Genomic DNA, 20480 nt, shown 5'->3' on the forward strand with positions numbered 1-20480 from the left:
GAGGATAGACGGCAATTGCAAGGACTCAGCTCAATATGGAGACCGTTCCCAAGTATTTCAAGGCGCGCGGCAGATTGTCGCAATCCAGGCTGTCCAGCCAATGCAGGTCAGCCCAGCTGCGTAGCCAGGTGAACTGGCGCTTCGCCAATTGGCGCGTGGCAATAATTCCACGCTCCTGCATCTCGGCTGACGTCAGCTTGCCATCCAGATGATCCCAGACTTGTCGGTAGCCTACAGCACGTATAGACGGCAACCCTATATGCAGGTCACTTCTCGTACGCAGAGCTACGACCTCGTCAATGAATCCCTGTTCCAACATTTGTGTGAATCTTTGTGCAATTCGTTCGTGCAGTACCTGGCGGTTCGCCGGAGCGATGGCCAAGTTCGCGACAGTATAGGGCAATTGTCCACGTCCCGAAGCGGCTGCTTCAGTACTTTGCGCAGATTGTCGCTGCCGAAGGGCCGTCATGCTCAGGCCACTGACTCGATAAACTTCCAGCGCCCGACTCAATCGCTGCGGATCATTGGGATGGATTCTCGCCGCCGATTCCGGGTCGATAACCGCCAATTGGTCGTGCAGGGCTTGCCAGCCAAGGCGTGCAGCCTCTTCCTCGATCTCTGCGCGCACTCGCGGATCGGCCGCCGGCATGTCCGCCAGACCTTCGAGCAACGCCTTGTAATAAAGCATCGTACCGCCCACCAGCAACGGAATGTTGCCGCGTGCGGTGATATCCGCCATGGCTGCCAGGGCGTCGCGGCGGAAATCAGCCGCTGAATAGCTCTGCGCCGGATCGAGAATATCGATCAATCGATGGGGAAACTCGGCCAACAGGGCTTTCGAAGGCTTGGCAGTACCGATGTCCATGCCGCGGTAGACCAGCGCCGAATCGACGCTGATCAGCTCGCAGGGCAGCACTTTGCTCAGCTCGATGGCCAGATCGGTCTTGCCGGCGGCCGTCGGCCCCATCAGGAATATCGCGGGAGGGAGTTGGCTCATCAACGACCACGCAAGAACAGTTTGTCCAGATCGTCCAGACCCAATTGGGTCCAGGTCGGTCGGCCATGGTTGCATTGACCACTGCGCTCGGTGTTTTCCATGTCACGCAGCAAACCGTTCATTTCCGGCAGGGCCAGGCGCCGGTTGGCGCGAATCGCGCCATGACAGGCCATGGTGCCGAGCAGTTCGTTCAGATGCGCCTGAATCCGGTCACTGGTGCCGTACTCCATCAGATCCGACAGGACGTCATGCACCAGCCGGTTAGCCTCGGCCTGCTTCAACAGCGCCGGAATCTGCCGAATCGCCAGGGTTTCCGGGCCCAGCCGCTGCAACTCGAAACCGAGCCGCTGGAACCAGTTCATGTGTTCCTCGGCGCAGTCCGCTTCACGCTGGCTGACCGCAATCGACTCCGGCACCAGCAACGGCTGGCCACTCAAGCCTTCGCTGGCCATCGCGACTTTCAACCGCTCATACATGATCCGCTCGTGGGCCGCGTGCATATCCACCAGCACCAGCCCCTGGGCGTTCTCCGAGAGGATATAGATGCCTTTGAGCTGCGCCAGCGCATAACCCAGGGGCGGGATATCGCCCTGGCCTTCCGGCAGCGCTACCGCTCCACTCTCTGGCAAAGGTGCATAAAACTCGCGATAGGCGCTTCGGGCTTCAGCGGCCGGCACCGCCGATTGAGGCCGGGGTGTGTACTGATACTGATAACCCGCGCCGGCGCCGGAGCCCGGCGCATTGAGTGTCGGCTGCGGCTGCGGCTGTTCCAGCAGCAGGTTGGCCGCCAGGCGCATTTCGCCCTGCGGGCCGAACTCGCCGGCTTCAATACCGCTGGGGCGGACCATACCGGCAACTGCGGCCGGGGCCGCCAGGTGGTCTTCCGGACGCACATCACCCAAGGCCCGGTGCAAGGTGCCATAAAGGAAGTCGTGAACCATACGCCCGTCACGGAAGCGTACTTCGTGCTTGGTCGGGTGCACGTTGACATCCACTACCGCTGGATCGACTTCGAAAAACAGAACGAAGGTTGGATGCCGACCGTTGAACAACACGTCCCGGTAAGCCTGGCGCACCGCGTGGGCGACCAGCTTGTCGCGCACTGCTCGACCGTTGACGTAGAAATACTGCAAATCCGCCTGGCTGCGGGAGAAGGTCGGCAAGCCGACCCAACCCCACAGGTGCAGGCCGTTGCGCTCGACCTCGATCGGCAGTGCCTGCTCGAGGAACCCCGCGCCGCAAACCGCCGCCACGCGTCGGGCGCGAGCGGCGTCGTCATGGGCTTCGTGCAGACTGAGGATAGTCTTGCCGTTGTGGCGCAAGTGGAACGCCACATCGAAACGCGCCAGCGCCAGGCGCTTGATCACTTCTTGCAGGTGATCGAACTCGGTTTTTTCCGCCTTGAGAAATTTGCGCCGTGCCGGGGTGTTGAAAAACAGATCGCGCACTTCCACCGACGTACCCACTGGATGGGCGGCCGGCTGGACCCGAGGCGCCATGTCCCGGCCTTCGGTCTCGACTTGCCAGGCCTGCTCGGCACCGCGAGTGCGGGAGGTCAGGGTCAGACGCGCGACAGAACTGATGGACGCCAGTGCTTCGCCGCGAAACCCCAGGCTCATCACCCGCTCGAGGTCTTCCAGGTCGCGAATCTTGCTGGTGGCATGTCGCGCCAGGGCCAGCGGCAGGTCATCGGAAGAGATGCCGCTGCCATCGTCACGCACTCGCAACAGTTTGACCCCGGCCTGCTCGACGTCCACGTCGATACGTCTGGCACCGGAGTCGAGGCTGTTTTCCAGCAACTCCTTGATCACCGAAGCCGGCCGCTCGACCACCTCACCCGCGGCAATCTGGTTCGCCAGGCGTGGGCTGAGCAGCTCGATACGAGCGCCGCCGATCACTGCTTCGCTCATTCCTTGACCGCCAGTTCCGTACTCGGAATATTAAGGGTCTGGCCGATTTTCAACTCATCGTTCTTCAGGTTATTGGCGTTGCGCAGCGCCGCCGGAGAAACCTGATAGCGCACTGCGATCATCGCCAGCGTCTCACCCGGGTTTACCCGGTGATCACGCGGCCCCTGGGCAATCTTGCCGGAATCGCGCAGCCAGGCAATGTAGGTGCCCGGCGGTGGATTTTGCTGGAAGAACTGGCGCACGCCGCTGCTGATGGAACGAGCCAACGCTTGCTGGTGGTTGGCCGCCGCCAGTTTCGAGGCTTCGTTGGCGTTGGAGATAAACCCGGTTTCCACCAGGATCGACGGAATATCCGGGGATTTCAGCACCATGAACCCGGCCTGCTCGACTCGCTGCTTGTGCAACGGCGTGACCCGGCCGATGTTGCTCAACACTTTCTGGCCGACGTTCAGGCTTGAAGTCAGCGAGGCGGTCATCGACAAATCCAGCAACACACCGGCAAGCATTCGGTCCTTGTCGTCGAGGCTGACATTACCGGCACCGCCGATCAGGTCGGAGCGGTTTTCACTGTCGGCCAGCCAACGGGCGGTCTCCGAGGTGGCTCCGCGGTCGGACAGGGCGAACACCGAAGCGCCAAAAGCCGCCGCCGACGGCGCCGCATCGGCGTGGATCGACACGAACAAGTCAGCACCCTTCTTGCGGGCAATCTCGGTACGGCCGCGCAATGGAATGAAGTAGTCGCCGGTGCGGGTCAGTTCGGCACGGAAACCTTTCATGCCGTTGACCTGACGCTGAAGCTCCCTGGCGATCGCCAGCACCACGTCTTTTTCCTTCTGACCGCGGGAGCCGGAAGCCCCGGGGTCTTCGCCGCCATGACCGGCGTCGATCACCACGATAATGTCACGCTTGCCGGCTGGCGCTGGCGGCAACTTGACCGTTGGCTCCACCGGAGTCACCGGGACTACGGGCACCGTGGCAACGTTGGTCGGCGCCGGGATTGGCGCGGCATCGGCGGGATTGTCGAACAGGTCGACCACCAAGCGGTTGCCGTACTGCGCATTCGGCGCCAGGGTGAAGCTCTTTGGAGTGACGGCCTGTTTCAGGTCGATGACCACCCGCAGGTCGGTCGGCGTGCGCTGGGCCGAGCGCATGGAGGTAATCGGGGTGTTGGCGGAGGAGACATTCAACGGGCCGCCAAGCGTGGCGCCATTGATGTCGATGACCAGGCGGTCCGGTGCCACAAGGGTAAAAACGCTGTGCTGGACGGGACCTGTGAGATCGAACACCAGTCGGGTGTTATCCGGTGCGCGCCACAAGCGTACGCTGCGGACCTGAGTCGCAGCCACAGCGTCGACGGCCAGTGCCGTAAGCAATAGTCCTACGACAGCAACCAACGCGCGAAAGCGCATACCTAACCCCATCATTTATTTGAATTCCAATGCCAAAGCGGCACACCACGACTCGCCACGCGAGCCTTGGGGCAACAAACTCAGCGAACGTCCGCTGTTATGCGGGCTAATGGTAATGGTCAGGTCGGGCTTTGGCAAAAAGCCTGCACCGCGCTTGGGCCATTCGATCAGACACAGTGCATCGCCTTCGAAGTAATCACGAATGCCGAGATACTCCAACTCCTCCGGATCGACCAGTCGATAGAGGTCGAAATGGAAGGCCCGAACCTCGCCGATCTCATAGGGTTCGACCAGGGTAAAGGTCGGGCTCTTGACCGCCCCCACATGCCCCAAGCCACGGATGATGCCCCGCGACAAGGTGGTTTTGCCCGCCCCCAGGTCACCGTCCAGAAAGATCAATCCACACCCTTCGGTGACTTGAGCGATACGCGCCCCCAACTTGATCATCGCCTTTTCGTCGGGCAGATACAGGGTTACTTCAGACACGGTGATTGCTCCTCCAGCAACTGACGAATGGCTGGAATCAAATCACTGGCCGCCAGCCCCCGGCCCAACTTGCCTTGCCGCTCACCGGCGCTGGCATGCAACCAGACCGCCAGACAGGCCGCGTCGAACGCGTCCATGCCTTGCGCCAGAAGCGCGCCGACCAGGCCGGCCAGGACATCCCCCAGGCCTGCCGTAGCCATCGCCGGATGGCCACGATCACATAACGCCACGCGGCCATCCGGGCTGGCGATCAGGCTGCCGGCACCTTTGAGAACCACGATGGCTGCATATTTCTTGCTCAATTGGCGCGCGACAGTAAAACGATCGGCCTGAACCTGCGCTGTCGAAATCCCTAATAGACGCCCTGCCTCGCCCGGATGCGGGGTGATCACACAGCCCTCAGGCAGCGCTAATCCGCCTTTGGACAACAGGTTCAGCGCATCGGCATCCCAAACTTGCGGCACAGGCGCATTGACCGCCGCCGACAAAAGACTGCGTCCCCACGCGGCTTGACCCAACCCAGGGCCAACCACCAGTACCGAAGCCTGCTCCAGCAGCCCCATCAGCTGGTTCGCCGAATGCGTGCCCACCGTCATGACTTCCGGCAAACGCGCCAGGGCCGCCGCCACATGCTCACTACGGGTAGCCAGCGACACCATGCCCGCGCCGCTGCGCAAGGCACTTTCGGCACTTAACAGAATCGCCCCACCCAGGCCTCGATCGCCACCGATCAGCAACAGATGGCCAGACTGACCTTTATGGGCAGTCGGCCAGCGTGCTGCCAGACGCGGCAGATTGCCCGGCATCAGGCGGCGGGCGCTGACGCAAGCCTCGGCCAGCAGCTCAGGCGAGGCTTGCAGGTCGTTGAACAGCAGTTCGCCAACGTAATCCGGAGCCTGGGCAGTGAACAGTCCAAGCTTCAAGCCGATGAACGTTACCGTCAGGTCAGCCCGTACCGCCACACCCAGGACTCGCCCGGTATCGGCACACAGGCCCGAAGGAATATCCACCGCGGCAACTGGCAGCCCGCTGGCATTGATCGCGACGAGGATACCGGCATAAGGCTCACGCACTTCGCCGACCAGTCCCGTACCCAGCAGCGCGTCCAGCACGATACCGCGCAACGCGGCGGGCCCGCTCCAGGGCTGGACGGTGACGCCGACCGCCAAAGCCTCGGCATAGGCCAAGGCCGCATCGCCCTGCAATCGCTGCGGATCCCCGGAGGCCAGAACCTGTACCTGCCAACCGGCGCGCAAGGCCAATGCCGCGACCAGATAACCATCGCCCGCGTTATTGCCGTGGCCTGCGACAACACTGAGTTCCCGCGCATCCGGCCAGCGGCGGACCATGGCTCGCCACACCGCCCGCGCGGCACGCTGCATCAATTCGAAGCCCATCGTGCCCGCCGCAATCAAGCTGGCGTCCAGTTCGCGAACTTGAGCGGCGCTATACAGCGCGTCGGGTAAATCGTCTTTAATGTGCAGCATGCGTCTTCAGGCTCCGATGTCTGGCAGAATTATACGCACCTCAGCTCCGGTTTCTCTCGTCTCATGCCTGCTATTACCACTGACCTTGCCACCCTCGCCCAATCGATCAAGGATTGGGGACGCGAGCTGGGCTTTCAACAAGTCGGCATCAGCGGCCTGGACCTGGCCGAACATGAGCAGCATCTGCAACGCTGGCTCGACGCCGGGTATCACGGCGAGATGGACTACATGGCTGCCCATGGCAGCAAGCGCTCACACCCCGAGGAACTGGTCCCCGGCACCTTGAGAGTAGTTTCTCTGCGCATGGATTACCTGCCCGGCGATACCCAGATGGCGCAACGTCTGGCTCAGCCGGAAAAAGCCTATGTCTCGCGTTATGCCCTGGGCCGCGATTATCACAAGCTGATTCGCAAGCGCGTACAACAGCTGGCCGAGCGGATTCAGGCGGTTATCGGCCCCTTTGGCTATCGCGCCTTTGTCGACAGCGCTCCGGTGCTGGAAAAAGCCATCGCCGAACAGGCCGGGCTCGGCTGGATCGGCAAGAACACCCTGATGCTGAACCGCAAGGCCGGCAGTTACTTCTTCCTCAGCGAACTGTTTGTCGACTTGCCGCTGCCCGTGGACCCGCCCCACTCCAGCGAACATTGCGGGCGCTGCACCGCGTGCCTGGACATCTGTCCGACGAACGCCTTCGTCGGGCCCTATGTGCTGGACGCCCGACGCTGCATTTCCTACCTGACCATCGAACTGAAAACCGCCATCCCCGAGGATCTGCGCCCCCTGATCGGCAATCGGGTGTTTGGTTGCGATGACTGCCAGATCGTCTGCCCCTGGAACCGCTTCGCCCGCCCTTCCGCAGAAGGCGACTTCAAGCCTCGACACAATCTGGATAACGCCGAACTGGCCGAGCTGTTTATGTGGGATGAAGACAAATTCCTCAGCAGCACCGAGGGCTCGCCACTACGCCGCGCCGGCTACGAGCGCTGGCTGCGCAATCTGGCGGTAGGGCTGGGGAATGCGCCGTCAACGATTCCAGTGCTGGAAGCCTTGAAGGCGCGACGGGACTATCCGTCGGAGTTGGTGAGGGAGCATGTAGAGTGGGCGCTGAAGCAACACGCCGACCGTCAGGCTTCGTCGTTATAAACGAACTTGGGCATGTCCCAATGAAAGCGGATCGCCAGCAAGCGCAGCAGGAAGCCACTGAACAAGGTCAGCAGAATCGCCTGTTCGCTCGGCAATTGCAGATAGACGCAGAGCAGATAAAACCAGGCGGCGGCGAACGAGACGCTGGCGTAGAGTTCGCGGCGGAAAACCAGTGGAATGTCGTTGCAGAAGATGTCACGCAGAATGCCGCCGAATACTCCGGTGATCACGCCACTGACCGAGGCCACCAGCATGCCGTGGCCCATTTCCAGGGCCGTCATGCAGCCGATCAGGGTGAAGGCCACCAAACCTGCGGCGTCGAGTACCAGAAACAGTGAGCGTAAATGACGCATCCACCGCGCGAGAACAATCGTCAGCAGTGCCGCGATCGAAGTCAGCACCAGATATTCCGGGTGTTTGACCCAGGTCAGCGGGTAGTGCCCCAGCAGCACGTCGCGTACCGAGCCACCACCGAGCGCCGTCACGCAGGCGATCAACACCACACCAAACCAGTCCATGCCGCGGCGACCGGCAGACAAAGCGCCAGTCATGGCTTCGGTGGTAATGGCAATCAGGTAAAGCATCAGCAACATGACGGGGCAGTCCTTGCGAGAAGGCGCGCAGTCTAACCAGTTGGCGTGGGCACCAAAAGAGGGCAACTGTTAATCCCTGTAGGAGCTGCCGCAGGCTGCGATCTTTTGATCTTTCTCAAATCAGCGGTGATCCCGAAAAGATCGAAGCCTGCGGCAGCTCCTACGTCAACCGAGTTCCTTCATTAAAATTTGATGAAGTGCTGACGGTAGTGTTGCAACTCGGCGATCGACTCGCGAATGTCATCCAGTGCCAGGTGGGTGCTGCCCTTGTGGAAGCTGTCGCGCACTACCGGTGCCCAGCGTGCGGCCAGCTCTTTCAAGGTCGACACGTCGAGATTGCGGTAATGGAAGTAGCTTTCCAGTGCTTTCATATGGGTATAGAGAAAACGGCGATCCTGGCAGATGCTGTTACCGCAGATCGGCGACTTGCCCTTGGGTACCCACTTTTCCAGGAAGGCGATGGTTTCAGCTTCCGCTTCAGCCATGCTGATACGGCTGTCGCGCACTCGCTGGGTGAGGCCGGAACCGCCGTGCTGGCGGGTATTCCACTCATCCATGCCAGCGAGGATTTCATCGCTGTGATGGATGGCGATGACCGGGCCTTCAGCCAAGGTATTGAGATTGCTGTCAGTGACAATGGTCGCCATCTCGATGATGACGTCGGTGTCAGGGTTCAGACCGGTCATTTCCAGATCGATCCAAATCAGATTCTGCGGGTTTTGCATGGGTCGGCTCCTCGGCGTAGTTGCGCAGTTTAGCCTAGAGAGCTTGTCCGGCGTGCTAAACTCGCGGCCGTTTTACCTAACCGCTGTATTATCGACACGGAACACCCATGGCCAAACGCCAGCTCAATCGTCGCCAAAACTGGCGCATCGAAAAGATTCAAGGTGAACGCGCTGCCCGCGCCGCCAAACGCGAATCCTCTGCCGTGGAAGCACTCGAGGGTGGCGATCTTGGCCCCGAGCAAACCGGGCTGGTAATCGCTCACTTCGGTGTGCAGGTCGAGGTCGAAGCCCGCGACGGCGAACTGACCGGTCAGGTTTTCCGCTGCCACTTGCGGGCCAACCTGCCCGCACTGGTGACAGGCGACCAGGTGGTCTGGCGTGCCGGCAACCAGGGTATCGGGGTAATCGTGGCGCAACTGCCGCGCAACACCGAACTCTGTCGCCCGGACAGTCGCGGCCAGCTCAAGCCGGTCGCGGCCAACGTCGACATGATCGTCATCGTCTTCGCCCCGCTGCCTGAACCCCATGCCAACCTGATCGACCGTTATCTGGTCGCCGCCGAGCATGCGGGCATCAAGCCACTCCTGTTGCTGAACAAGTTCGACCTGATCGACGAGCAGAACGCTCCGGCGCTGAATGCCTTGCTGGCGGTTTACCGCTCGCTGGGTTACCCGGTTCTGGAAGTCTCGGCTCATCATGGCGATGGCATGGAGAAATTGCAGGAGCAGCTGGACGGGCGCATCAGCGTGTTCGTCGGCCAGTCCGGCGTCGGCAAGTCCTCGCTGGTGAACACCCTGCTGCCGGAAGTCGAAGCCCGCGTCGGGCCGCTTTCCGAACTGTCCGGCCAGGGCACCCACACCACCACCACGGCGCGGTTGTTCCACTTCCCGGGTGGCGGCGAACTGATCGATTCCCCGGGGATTCGCGAATTCGGTCTCGGCCATGTCAGCCGCGCCGACGTCGAAGCCGGCTTCATCGAGTTCAACGACCTGATCGGCACCTGCCGCTTCCGCGACTGCAAGCATGACCGCGAGCCCGGTTGCGCGCTGCTCAAGGCCCTGGAAGAAGGCCGTGTGCAGCAACAGCGAATGAACAGCTATCGCTCGATCATCGCCAGCCTGCCTGAAAACAGCTATTAAGTAATTGCCCACACAAACAACAAGGCCGCGATGATCGCGGCCTTGTTGTTTGTCACTGTTTCGGACTGTCCGGACTTTTCCCGGGCTCATCCATCTTCAACGCGCCATCCTCGAAGATGTTCAGCCGCTGCCGCACCTCATGGGCCGGCAATGGCTCCTGGTCCGCCGGCAAGGCATCCGGGTCGATGGCCGCTCCCGGCACTTCACCCGGCGCACCCTCGCCAGAGGTCGGCGCCGGCGGTTGCGCAGTGTTCTGCTCGCCTTCGATGGCCCGCTGGGCTTTCCTGGTCAGGACCACGATGTCGATCCGGCGGTTGACCGGGTTGAACGGGTTCGCGCGATCGAACAATACCGAAGAGGCGTAACCGACCACCCGGGCCACCTGCGTATCCGGATAACCACCGGCAATCAGCGCCCGGCGCGCGGCGTTGGCCCGGCTGGCCGAAAGTTCCCAGTTACCGAAACCAGCGGTGCCCGAATAGGGTTTGGCATCGGTGTGACCGCTGACGCTGATCTTGTTCGGCACCGCTTTGATGGTATCCGCCATGGCCAGCAGGATGTCTTCGAAATAAGGTTTGAGGCGCGCACTGCCGGAATCGAACATCGGCCGGTTTTCCGCATCCATGATCTGGATCCGCAAACCATCCTGAGTGATCTCGAACAGGATCTGGTCCTTGAACTTCTGCAGCTGCGGGTTCTCTTCAACCTTGTTCTGCAATTCCTGGAGCAGCAACTCGAGACGTTCTTGCTCGACCTGTTCGGTCATGCTCTCGACCTGCTGGGTATCGATGGTGACCTTGTCCGGCTGCGGTTGAGTCTTGACCTCGGGATTAATGGTCTTATCCGGCGCCAGCTCCGGCGAGCCACCCAGGTCGATGACGAACGGCGTGCCGCTTTCGGAGAAACCGATCGGGTCCTTGAAGTAACCGGCGATGGCAATCTTCTGTTCCGGGGTTGCCGTAGACAGCAGCCACAGCACCAGGAAGAACGCCATCATCGCCGTCGCGAAGTCGGCGAAGGCGATTTTCCAGGAGCCCCCGTGATGCCCGCCGGCGAAGCGCTTGACGCGCTTGATGATAATCGGCTGATTATTTTCCATGACTCAGCGACCGCGAACCGCTTGTTCCAGCTCAGCGAAGCTAGGACGGTGCGACGGGTACAGAACCTTGCGCCCGAACTCCACCGCCAGCGACGGCGGCATGCCGGAGGCGGATGCGACCAACGAGGCCTTGATGGCCTCATAAACGTTCAGTTCTTCCTTGGCATCGTGAGCCAGGGCGTGGGCCAGCGGACCAAAGAAGCCGTAGGCCGCGAGAATACCGAAGAAGGTACCGACCAGCGCCGCACCTACGTGCATGCCGATGGCTTTCTGGTCGCCGTCACCGAGGGAGGCCATGGTCACCACGATACCCAATACCGCAGCGACGATACCGAAGCCCGGCATGGCGTCGGCGATGCCGTTGACGGCGTGGGAAGGATGCTCCAGATCTTCCTTCATGCTGAACAGCTCCATGTCGAACAGACCTTCCAGCTCATGGGGAGCCATGTTGCCGGAGGACATGATGCGCAGGTAGTCGCAGATGTAGGCGGTCATGCGCTCATCTTTGAGCACGCCTGGGTACTTGGCGAAAATCGGGCTGGCGGTGGCGTCTTCGATGTCGCCTTCAATCGCCATCATGCCTTCGCGGCGGCTCTTGTTGAGGATCTCGTAGATCAGGCCAAGAACCTCCAGGTAGAAGGTATGGGTGAAGCGTGAACTGAACATCCCCAGGGACTTCTTGATGACGTGTTTCGTCATGTGGCCGGGGTTGGCCTGGAGGAATGCACCGAAGGCCGCGCCACCGATGATCAAGACCTCGAAAGGCTGAATCAGAGCGGCAATTTTGCCGTGGGAAAGCACGTACCCGCCGAGCACGCTCGCAAATACGACAATGATGCCGATGATTTTAGCCATAGTAGGAGAGTACTTATTGAGTCGGGTTCAAGGTCATATTCAGAAGTTAATCAAACTCTTCTTCTACTTATCGGCGAAACTGCGCCAGACTATAGGCCGATAAGGCGAAAAGCCAGTTTGCCCCCTCTGGGCGTGTTAATTGTGAATGATGATCGCGCGCCCTATGGCTAATGAAACGACAGTCATTATCAGACCCGATACCATTGAAGGCTGGGTAACGCTCCTCGACGGCGTGGTTTTGCCGGTGCCGCAAGCCAGTCATAACCGAGTGTGCAAAGCCATCGCTAATAGCCGCAGCTCGATGCGCAATATCGCCGAGTTGATGCAAGACAGCCCCGCGCTGGCCCTCAGCGTTATTCGCGAAGCCAATCTGCACAGCCACGGCAGCATGTCCGAGCCAGCGGAGAACCTTGAGATCGCGATCAATCGCCTCGGTCTGAAGCGCACTGAAGAGTTGCTCGCGCGCCTGCCGGCGTTGCCCGAGGGCGCAATCCCGATCGCATTGCGGCAGTTACAATTGATCAGCCAGCACGCTACGCAGCAGGCCAACGGTCTGTTCGCCGGCCGCCTGGCGCGACTCTGGCAGGACATCCATTGGGGCAGCTTGCTGTTCCTTTCGCCGCTCTGGCCGCTGGCCCTGAGCCATCCGCAGTTGCTCGAACAGTGGGAGTTGCGGGTCGTTCGCAAGGGCGAGTCGGCAAGCAAGGTCGAACAGGAACTGTTCGGCGTGCGCCTGCTGGACATTTGCCAGGCACTGGCTGAACACTGGCACTTGCCGATCTGGGTACTGCAGGGATATCGCCTGCTGCTGCGCGAGCATCAGTTACTGGTCAAGGTCTTGCGCATTGCCCGTGACTGCGATCATCCATTGCGCCAGCAGCAGCGGCTGGACGCCGATCCGCTGTTGCGCCGCTGGTTGAACCAGCCGGCCAATAGCGTACTGCTGGCCAACAGCCTCGCGCTGTCGGCGCAGCATGCCTGGGATAACCCCCACAGTCTTCGCTGGCAATTGCTGACCAGCCTGTACCTGCAAATGCCGATGGCTGAATTGCAGCAGCAATTGCACCAGCAGGCGGTTCAAAGTGCACGCCAGCATACGATGCACGACCTCTGGCACCCGGCTCAGGCATTGCTCTGGCCATGGACCACATACCGTATCAATGGCGTCCAGCTGCCGGCGGCACCGCCTTCGGCTGAAGATCTACTGACCTGGCGCAAACACTGCGCAGAGTTGCTGGCCGCGCCGAGCCGTTTCACCAATGCAATGCACCTGACCAGCTCTGCCCGCGACGCGCTGATGGCCTGCGGGATGCGGCGGGTGATGCTGTTGATGGCCGACCGTAGCCAGAGCAGTCTGCGCGTCCAGCAAATCGCCGGCCTGCCCAGGGACGCAGCCATGCTGAACCTGCAAGTCAGCCAGAGTACCGTGCTGCAACGCCTGCTGGCACAACCGGCACAGATTCGCCTGACACCGACCAATAACGCCCGATTCTCGGCGCTGCTGCCCGAGAGCCTGCGCAGCCAGTTCGGCGGTGAGCATCTATTGGTGCGTTCACTGAGCAGCAACGGCCGGGTGGTGATGCTGGTGCTGGCGGATCAGGGCGGTGGTCCGCTCTCGGAAATCACCGTGCAGGCCTTCGGCAAAACCGCGCAATGTATCGAAAAAGCCCTCCACAGCTTTACCAACCGCTAGGGTCTGTCATCAATTATTTCCTGTTCCGCGTTGTCGCCTGAAGCTTGCGCTACAATCCTTCCCTTTGTGCTCTGGAGACCTCACATGCCTGACTTCTCTGGCTTGGCGCTGGTGATCGAGCCCAGCGACCTGCTCGCTCGTCTCGACGCCCGCGAACTGATCCTGGTCGACTTGACCAGCAACGCCCGCTACGCCGAGGGACACCTCCCCGGTGCCCGCTTTGTCGACCCCAAGCGCACTCAGCTTGGCCAGCCGCCTGCGCCAGGCCTGTTGCCAACCCACACCGCGCTTGAAGCCCTGTTCGGCGAACTGGGGCACAACCCCGATGCGGTCTATGTGGTCTATGACGACGAAGGCGGCGGTTGGGCCGGGCGCTTCATCTGGCTGCTGGATGTCATCGGTCATACCCGATACCACTACCTGGACGGCGGCCTGCATGCCTGGCTGGCGGACGCTTTACCCATGTCGACCAAAATCCCGGCAGCAGTCGGCGGCCCGGTCGCCTTGACGCTGCACGATGAACCCACCGCCACCCGCGAGTACCTGCAAAGCCGTCTGGGTGCCGCCGACCTGGCGATCTGGGATGCGCGCGGGCCGCTGGAGTACTCCGGCGAGAAACTCCTCGCGGCCAAGGGCGGGCACATCCCCGGCGCGGTCAATTTCGAGTGGACAGCGGGCATGGATCAGGCGCGCAACCTGCGCATCCGCACCGACATGCCGCAGGTCCTCGAGAAACTCGGCATCACCAAGGATAAAGAAGTCATCACCCACTGCCAGACTCACCACCGCTCTGGCTTCACCTATCTGGTGGCCAAGGCGCTCGGTTATCCGCGAGTCAAAGGCTACGCCGGCTCCTGGGGCGAATGGGGCAACCACCCCGACACGCCTGTAGAGATTTAAGGTTTTTTAAGGACAGTTAATGAAAAAGCGTTTGTTTATCCTCAGCCAGTACCTGCTGCCCCATCACCTGCTGTCGCGCCTGGCCGGCTGCATTGCCGAATGCCGTGTGCGCTGGTTCAAGAACGCCCTCACCGCCTGGTTCGCCAAGCGTTATCAGGTGGACATGTCGCAAGCCCTGGTCGAAGACCTGAGCGCTTATGAGCACTTCAACGCCTTCTTCACCCGCGCCCTGAAAGGCGGTGCGCGGCCGCTGGACCCGACTCCGGGCGCGATTCTCAGCCCGGCCGATGGCGCGGTCAGCCAGCTCGGCCCGATCGAACACGGCCGTGTGTTCCAGGCCAAGGGCCACAGCTTCAGCGTGCTCGAACTGCTCGGCGGTGACGCCGCGGCCGCTGCGCCGTTCATGGGCGGCGATTTCGCCACCATTTACCTGTCGCCGAAAGACTATCACCGCGTACACATGCCGCTGGCCGGCACCTTACGCGAGATGGTCTACATCCCCGGGCGGATCTTCTCGGTCAATCAGACCACCGCCGAAAACGTCCCGGAGCTGTTCGCCCGCAACGAGCGCGTAGCCTGCATTTTCGACACCGAGCGCGGGCCGATGGCCGTGGTACTGGTGGGTGCGATGATTGTCGCCTCGATTGAAACGGTCTGGGCCGGGCTGGTCACCCCGCCCAAACGCGAGCTGAAAACCGTGCGCTACGACGAAGCCGCACGTGCGCCGATCCATCTGGAGAAAGGGGCCGAACTGGGACGCTTCAAACTCGGTTCTACCGCGATCGTGTTGTTCGGCCCGGACCAGGTAAAATGGGCTGAAGAGCTGGCCGCCGGCTCGCCGGTGCAGATGGGTCAAGGCATGGGTTTGCCTTCGGCGTAAGCACCCGGCAGTCTTTACTGTTAGAGTCGGGACGTCAGCAGTCGGCCCGACTTCTGACCCGACAATTGGCCCTGCCCGCATTATCGGCCGGAGTATGTCATTAACATGAACTCGCCCAGCTCCCCTGCGCTGTTGCGCGCCCCGACTCCCACGCAATCACGTCTGTCGTTCTGTGAAGCCACCCCGCGCGACCTGAAACGCTGGATTGCCGGCTTGCCCAAAGCCAACATCGGCGAAACGGCGCACCAACTCTATAAGGGGCTCGCCGAACTCAACCAGCTGCTCACGCCCAGCGATAACCGCCTGCAATTGCTCGAACTGCTGCGGCCCGAGGTCTATTACGTCTGCAAGCACCTGGAGCGGCACTTTCTCAGCCAGGCCATTGTTCTCGACGAACGTCCGCGCAAAATCGCCAACCTCTGTCAGGCCCTGCAAAACCACCTTGCCATTGGCTACAAACAAATCGTCATACGCATCGCCCCGCGCTTTCGCAAGGAGCTCGGGCCGCTGCTGAGCACTGCGGTGCAACGGGCGATGCATGGCCTCAATGGCTCGTTGATTCGCGCCAGTCAGCTCTATTGCCCAGTGCCCGAGGGTTTATGGCTGGAGCTGCACCAGCTCTATCGGATCGCCAGCAAGCACGGTTTGCAGCACAGCGCCGTGCCTAATGAGCTGGCCAGCCAGACCCGGAATCTGAGCGTCGAACAGACGTATGTGGTCGCCTTGCTGATGGGGTGTTCACGCTGCAATCAACTGCGCCAGAATCACATCGCCCGGCTCGCCGAAGTGCTGGAGGCCTGGAGCCAATGGGTCAAGCTGCAACCGACGACGCAAGCTTCCAGCCTGTTCGCCATCAACCCGAACCTTGATGCCCCGCCGCGCTACAAAGCATCGTTCGGCACCGAGCAACAAGGCGCGTTGCTGGGGATCAACCCGCTGCCACTGGTCGATGCCATCAGGCATTACCTGGAGCTTCCTGCCGAGCGACGCAGCGAATCACCTTTGCCGGTGCCCGCCGGGCTCAGTCTTGAGACATTGCGCCACCTTTCTGCCGCCTGGGGTGAAGCCGCCGAACGAACGTTCCAGCGCAATGCTGGCCAAGGCACTCTGACACTGTGCATCGGCATGAGCGCGCTGCACTTCTATCTGGGCGGACAACGTTCGTTCAGTGAAATCCTCAAACATCCAGCCGTGAGCAAAACCGCGCGGTTCAGCCCCTCAATAGGCGTAAAGCGCGAACAGGACCCCTGGTCCCACGCGTTCGATGTCGACCGCCAAGGCAGTGCGGAAAGTCTGCTGCCCTATGAAGAGATCCAGTACCAGAAGACAGAGGCCGATGGCGGTGCCCCGCAATCCAATAGCAATCATCATTTCCCAACCTACGCGCTGTCGATCATCAACCATAGCCCTGGCGGCTATTGCCTCGCGTGGCCAAAAGAGGTACCCGGTGAATTGCAGGCAGGAGAGATGGTCGGTGTTCAGGACTTGAGCGCACAAAGCTGGAGCGTCGCGGTGGTACGCTGGGTTCGTCAGGTGCGCAACGGTGGCACACAGATGGGCATTGAACTGATCGCGCCATACGCTCAACCCTGCGGCTTGCAATTGATCCGCACCAGCGAAGGCAACAGCCAGTACCTGAGGGCACTGTTGCTGCCGGAAATCAGCGCCCTCGACTTGCCCGCGACCTTGCTCGTCCCAAGTCTGCCCTTCCAGGAAGGCAACAAGGTGATGATCAACACCAACGGCGAAGAACACCCTGCCGGTCTGAACAAACGAATGAACAGCACCGGCAGTTTCAATCGTTTCGAGTACCAATCGCTGGAACAGCCCAAAACTGACAGCGCCGCGAGCGGCGGCGCGCGCGGTGCCGAAGAGGAATTTGCTTCGTTGTGGAAGTCGTTGTAACTGTGTGGTGAAGGGGCAAACCCCAATGCAACTCTGTAGGAGCGAGCTTGCTCGCGATGGACTCAAGGGCAACGCGTTAATCCAGAAAAAACGCGTTGTCGTTAACGTCCATCGCGAGCAAGCTCGCTCCTACAGGGGCCACACAAGGTCATTCACCCCTCTCAAAGCTGCCCGTCGCGATCCCTGAATCCCAGCAGATACAGCACCCCATCCAGCCCCAGGGTCGAGATCGCCTGCTTGGCCGATTGCTTGACCAGCGGCTTGGCGCGGAACGCGACACCCAGACCGGCAATCGCCAGCATCGGCAGGTCATTGGCACCGTCGCCCACCGCAATGGTCTGCTCCAGGCGCAAGCCTTCCTTGTGGGCCAGTTCGCGCAGCAGATCGGCCTTGCGCTGCGCATCGACGATCGGCTCGACCGCCACTCCCGTGACCTTGCCATCCACCACTTCCAGCTCATTGGCGAACACGTAGTCAATGCCCAGTTTGGCCTGCAGCTGTTTGGCGAAGTAGGTGAACCCGCCGGACAGAATCGCGGTTTTGTACCCCAGGCGCTTGAGCTCGGCGAACAGCGTCTCGGCACCTTCGGTCAACCGCAGGGAGGCGCCGATCGAGTCCAGTACGCCGACGTCCAACCCCTTGAGCAAAGCCAGGCGTTCCTTGAAGCTGGCGCGAAAATCCAGCTCACCGGCCATGGCACGCTCAGTGATCTCGGCCACTCGGTCACCGACCCCGGCGGCCTTGGCCAATTCGTCGATAACTTCCGCTTCGATCAGTGTCGAGTCCATGTCGAATACTGCCAGGCGACGGTTGCGCCGGAACAGCGAGTCTTCCTGGAAGGCGATATCGACGTTCAACTCCTGGGCCACACTAAGGAACTCGGCACGCAACGCTTGCGGGTCGGCTGCTTCGCCGCGAACGGAAAACTCGATGCAGCCCTTGCCCTGGTCTGCCGGGGTGTCCAATGGCATGCGTCCGGACAGCCGATCGATATGATCGATGTTCAAACCGTACTTGGCGGTAATCGAACTGACTCGCTGCAATTGCTCGGCCGTCACTTTGCGCGTCAACAGGGTGACGATGTGGCGTTTCTTGCCCTGGCCGCCGACCCACAGCTGATAATCCTCTTCCAATACCGGAGTGAAGCGTACCTGCTGATCCAGTTTATAAGCAGTGAACAGAATATCCTTGAGCACCGACGAGGCTTGCTCGGTACTCGGAATCTCAACCAGGATGCCAAACGACAGGGTGTCGTGGATCACCGCCTGGCCGATGTCGAGAATATTCACACCACCCTGGGCCAAAACGCCGGTAATGGCGGCAGTCAGACCCGGACGGTCGACACCCGTAATGTTTATCAGGACGATTTCGCGCAAGGCGCACCCCCGCAAGTGGAAAAAAACCGCATTCTACCCACATTCAGTGACCATCGGGCACAGCGAGCGCTTTGCCGGTCTAGGGCCTGTCGCTATACTGCGCCTCAACTTCACGGACAAAAGAGCCGAGCTCAGTGAACCGGCCTACGCCAGTTAAAACCGATAACTTCTTTCTGCTGATCTTCCGGGCACTGCGCCATCGCCGTGTACCGATCGCATTGCGCATTGCCAGCCATAACGTGATCCTGGTCGCCCTGGCCCTGGTGATCTATGCCTGCGTGATGGGTCTGCAGTTCAAACAGGCGATGCACGAGCAGGCAGATGCCCTCGGCCAGAGCCTGACCATCCAGACCGCCACTTCAGCGACCGAACTGCTGGTGTCCAACGACATCCTCAGCCTCAACGTGCTGCTCAACAACCTGACCAAAAATCCGTTGGTGGCTCACGCTGCAATCTACAGCGTCGACAACCGGATTCTCGCCGAAGCCGGCCAGCGCCCGAAGCACGGCCTGCTGGGTGAAGCCGAAGGCCTGTATCAGTCCCGGATCACCTTCCAGGATGTGACCGCCGGACACCTGCGGATCAGCCTCGATATGCAGCAGTTCCAGCAGCCGATGACCATCAGCCTGCAAAGCATGGGCATCCTCAGCGCGATTCTATTGGCACTCTCCCTGGCCTTGAGCTTACGCCTGGGTCGGCATATCTCCACGCCACTGATGCAATTGCGCGTCTGGTTGCGCGATATTGACGAACATACCCCGGCCACTCAGCGCCAGGACGAGATCGGTGATCTGGCCCGCCAGCTGCACGCCAGTTTCGCGCCTGAGAAGGTTGAGCCCGAACCTGGGCCTGAAGTCGATTACGAGGATGAGGACAGCGAGGACGCGGAACCGGTTTTCGAGGTACGCAACCTGCGTGATCCGAGCTTCGACGAAACCGCGCCGATCGCCGGGCTCAAGCCGGTGCCGCGGCATAGCGTCAGCGCCGAAGAAGACGAACTGGACGAAGAAGACCCGTTCGCCGATCTGCGCGATCAAGCCGTCGCGACCGCGCCTAAACAGTTGGCCAAACCGCTGGCCTCGTCGCAACCACAGCACAGTGCGGTTTTGGCCGTACAACTGGGTGCTCAGGACCAACTGCGTCGCCTGCCCCGCGCACGGCTGACGGAACTGCTGGAACGCTATCGCGACTGCCTCGATCAGGCCGCTTCGCTCTACCAGAGCGAACTGCATACCCTGAATGACGGCAGCACGCTGATGCTGTTCCACAGCGAAGACAGCGGCGACGATTACCTGACCAACGCCATTTGCTGCGGCGAACTGCTCAGGGCCCTGGGCCATGCCCTGCAAATCGAAGTCGCGGACAGTGGTATCACCTTGCAACTGCAACTTGGATTGACGCTGGGCGACGAGCTCTTCGGCCTGAGCCAGATCGATCTGCTGCTGACCGAAACCGCTCAGGACGCCCTCGCCCTGTCCCAACACAGCCGCAACCTGCTGCTGGTGGAACGCAAGATCAGCGATGATGCACTGATCCGTCAGCGCGCGCGTATTCGCCCCATCGCCAGCCCTGAAGGCGCCTGCTGCGTAGAGCGCCTGATGGAGCCTTATCCATCGATGCTCGAACGGCAACTGGCGCGAATGCACGAGACTCGGGCGTAGGAGCTGCCGCAGGCTGCGATCTTTTGGGGCCCGGTTATGCTCTGCCCCCTGCTCAAAAGGCCGAAACAACAAAGCCCGCAGACGAGTAATCGCTGTGGGCTTTTTGTTGTTGAGGAGAAGCCGCGGCACATGGATCTCGTAGCAGCTGGCGAAGCCTGCGTTCGGCTGCGAAGCAGTCGTAATCCAGTCGCCGCGTGGCACCTGCCTCACCGCAGTGGCAGG

Annotated in this window: 17 protein-coding genes; 7 read left to right on the plus strand and 10 right to left on the minus strand. The window is 61.1% G+C overall.

What is annotated here, in order from left to right; translation table 11 throughout:
- Positions 1-25 precede the first annotated feature (25 nt).
- Genes miaA through F8N21_RS01645 form a run of 5 tightly spaced genes read right to left on the minus strand, consistent with a single transcriptional unit; the run spans position 26 to position 6289 of the window.
- Positions 26-997 (minus strand): tRNA (adenosine(37)-N6)-dimethylallyltransferase MiaA, encoded by a 972-nt coding sequence (gene miaA, locus F8N21_RS01625; RefSeq protein ID WP_150640443.1) that lies wholly within the window; start codon positions 995-997, stop codon positions 26-28.
- Positions 997-2907, minus strand: coding sequence for a DNA mismatch repair endonuclease MutL (mutL, locus tag F8N21_RS01630; RefSeq protein WP_150640444.1), 1911 nt, complete (start codon positions 2905-2907; stop codon positions 997-999). Before mutL ends, miaA begins: the two co-directional genes overlap by 1 nt.
- On the minus strand, positions 2904-4316 hold the full coding sequence (locus F8N21_RS01635) for an N-acetylmuramoyl-L-alanine amidase (RefSeq protein ID WP_150640497.1): 1413 nt from the start codon (positions 4314-4316) through the stop codon (positions 2904-2906). The genes mutL and F8N21_RS01635 overlap by 4 nt, the downstream gene beginning before the upstream one ends.
- A 15-nt stretch (positions 4317-4331) precedes the next feature.
- Positions 4332-4802 (minus strand): tRNA (adenosine(37)-N6)-threonylcarbamoyltransferase complex ATPase subunit type 1 TsaE, encoded by a 471-nt coding sequence (gene tsaE / locus F8N21_RS01640; protein ID WP_150640445.1) that lies wholly within the window; start codon positions 4800-4802, stop codon positions 4332-4334.
- Positions 4790-6289: an NAD(P)H-hydrate dehydratase gene (locus F8N21_RS01645; RefSeq protein WP_150640446.1), complete on the minus strand. Its 1500-nt coding sequence runs from the start codon at positions 6287-6289 to the stop codon at positions 4790-4792. Before F8N21_RS01645 ends, tsaE begins: the two co-directional genes overlap by 13 nt.
- 63 nt (positions 6290-6352) lie before the next feature.
- Between F8N21_RS01645 and queG the strand changes: the two genes are divergently transcribed.
- Complete coding sequence (gene queG / locus F8N21_RS01650) at positions 6353-7432, plus strand: tRNA epoxyqueuosine(34) reductase QueG (protein ID WP_150640447.1); 1080 nt, start codon at positions 6353-6355, stop codon at positions 7430-7432.
- On the opposite strand, the gene F8N21_RS01655 is transcribed toward queG, so the two are convergent.
- Positions 7414-8025 carry a trimeric intracellular cation channel family protein gene (locus F8N21_RS01655; RefSeq protein ID WP_150640448.1) on the minus strand — a complete coding sequence of 204 codons (612 nt, stop codon included), beginning with the start codon at positions 8023-8025 and terminating at the stop codon, positions 7414-7416. The genes queG and F8N21_RS01655 overlap by 19 nt on opposite strands.
- Before the next feature lie 182 nt (positions 8026-8207).
- Positions 8208-8750: an oligoribonuclease gene (orn, locus tag F8N21_RS01660; protein ID WP_150640449.1), complete on the minus strand. Its 543-nt coding sequence runs from the start codon at positions 8748-8750 to the stop codon at positions 8208-8210.
- A 107-nt stretch (positions 8751-8857) separates the two neighbouring features.
- On the opposite strand from orn, the gene rsgA reads away from it, so the two are divergent.
- A complete protein-coding gene (gene rsgA / locus F8N21_RS01665) occupies positions 8858-9889 on the plus strand; it encodes a small ribosomal subunit biogenesis GTPase RsgA (protein ID WP_150640450.1) in 1032 nt (343 codons plus the stop codon).
- 52 nt (positions 9890-9941) lie between these two features.
- On the opposite strand, the gene motB is transcribed toward rsgA, so the two are convergent.
- Together motB and motA are read right to left on the minus strand one after the other, a co-directional pair.
- Positions 9942-10988, minus strand: a complete 1047-nt coding sequence (gene motB, locus F8N21_RS01670) for a flagellar motor protein MotB (protein ID WP_150640451.1) — start codon at positions 10986-10988, stop codon at positions 9942-9944.
- A 3-nt stretch (positions 10989-10991) separates the two neighbouring features.
- Positions 10992-11843, minus strand: coding sequence for a flagellar motor stator protein MotA (gene motA / locus F8N21_RS01675; RefSeq protein ID WP_150640452.1), 852 nt, complete (start codon positions 11841-11843; stop codon positions 10992-10994).
- A 163-nt stretch (positions 11844-12006) separates the two neighbouring features.
- Between motA and F8N21_RS01680 the strand changes: the two genes are divergently transcribed.
- The 4 genes from F8N21_RS01680 to F8N21_RS01695 all read left to right on the plus strand — a co-directional run bounded on the left by F8N21_RS01680 (position 12007) and on the right by F8N21_RS01695 (position 17221).
- Entirely contained in the window at positions 12007-13536 is a 1530-nt protein-coding gene (locus F8N21_RS01680) for an HDOD domain-containing protein (protein WP_150640453.1), read from the plus strand.
- A gap of 84 nt (positions 13537-13620) precedes the next feature.
- Positions 13621-14436, plus strand: coding sequence for a thiosulfate sulfurtransferase (rhdA, locus tag F8N21_RS01685; RefSeq protein ID WP_150640454.1), 816 nt, complete (start codon positions 13621-13623; stop codon positions 14434-14436).
- A 19-nt stretch (positions 14437-14455) separates the two neighbouring features.
- Positions 14456-15316 (plus strand): archaetidylserine decarboxylase, encoded by an 861-nt coding sequence (gene asd / locus F8N21_RS01690; protein WP_150640455.1) that lies wholly within the window; start codon positions 14456-14458, stop codon positions 15314-15316.
- Positions 15317-15421: 105 nt separating this feature from the next.
- Positions 15422-17221, plus strand: a complete 1800-nt coding sequence (locus F8N21_RS01695; RefSeq protein WP_150640456.1) for a molecular chaperone — start codon at positions 15422-15424, stop codon at positions 17219-17221.
- 161 nt (positions 17222-17382) lie between these two features.
- On the opposite strand, the gene serB is transcribed toward F8N21_RS01695, so the two are convergent.
- On the minus strand, positions 17383-18597 hold the full coding sequence (gene serB, locus F8N21_RS01700; RefSeq protein ID WP_150640457.1) for a phosphoserine phosphatase SerB: 1215 nt from the start codon (positions 18595-18597) through the stop codon (positions 17383-17385).
- A gap of 134 nt (positions 18598-18731) precedes the next feature.
- Between serB and F8N21_RS01705 the strand changes: the two genes are divergently transcribed.
- Positions 18732-20258, plus strand: a complete 1527-nt coding sequence (locus F8N21_RS01705; RefSeq protein WP_150640458.1) for an AhpA/YtjB family protein — start codon at positions 18732-18734, stop codon at positions 20256-20258.
- The last annotated feature ends 222 nt before the right edge of the window (positions 20259-20480 follow it).

Source organism: Pseudomonas fluorescens (genome assembly GCF_902497895.1).
GTDB classification, from domain to species: Bacteria; Pseudomonadota; Gammaproteobacteria; order Pseudomonadales; family Pseudomonadaceae; genus Aquipseudomonas; species Aquipseudomonas fluorescens_BP.

Coding starts and splice junctions, on each gene's coding strand:
- F8N21_RS01695 (WP_150640456.1), top strand. CDS start 15,422: ATGAACTCGCCCAGCTCCCCTGCGCTGTTGCGCGCCCCGACTCCCACG.
- mutL (WP_150640444.1), bottom strand. CDS start 2,907: ATGAGCGAAGCAGTGATCGGCGGCGCTCGTATCGAGCTGCTCAGCCCA.
- F8N21_RS01645 (WP_150640446.1), bottom strand. CDS start 6,289: ATGCTGCACATTAAAGACGATTTACCCGACGCGCTGTATAGCGCCGCT.
- F8N21_RS01680 (WP_150640453.1), top strand. CDS start 12,007: ATGGCTAATGAAACGACAGTCATTATCAGACCCGATACCATTGAAGGC.
- rhdA (WP_150640454.1), top strand. CDS start 13,621: ATGCCTGACTTCTCTGGCTTGGCGCTGGTGATCGAGCCCAGCGACCTG.
- rsgA (WP_150640450.1), top strand. CDS start 8,858: ATGGCCAAACGCCAGCTCAATCGTCGCCAAAACTGGCGCATCGAAAAG.
- F8N21_RS01635 (WP_150640497.1), bottom strand. CDS start 4,316: ATGCGCTTTCGCGCGTTGGTTGCTGTCGTAGGACTATTGCTTACGGCA.
- orn (WP_150640449.1), bottom strand. CDS start 8,750: ATGCAAAACCCGCAGAATCTGATTTGGATCGATCTGGAAATGACCGGT.
- motB (WP_150640451.1), bottom strand. CDS start 10,988: ATGGAAAATAATCAGCCGATTATCATCAAGCGCGTCAAGCGCTTCGCC.
- asd (WP_150640455.1), top strand. CDS start 14,456: ATGAAAAAGCGTTTGTTTATCCTCAGCCAGTACCTGCTGCCCCATCAC.
- queG (WP_150640447.1), top strand. CDS start 6,353: ATGCCTGCTATTACCACTGACCTTGCCACCCTCGCCCAATCGATCAAG.
- miaA (WP_150640443.1), bottom strand. CDS start 997: ATGAGCCAACTCCCTCCCGCGATATTCCTGATGGGGCCGACGGCCGCC.
- F8N21_RS01655 (WP_150640448.1), bottom strand. CDS start 8,025: ATGTTGCTGATGCTTTACCTGATTGCCATTACCACCGAAGCCATGACT.
- motA (WP_150640452.1), bottom strand. CDS start 11,843: ATGGCTAAAATCATCGGCATCATTGTCGTATTTGCGAGCGTGCTCGGC.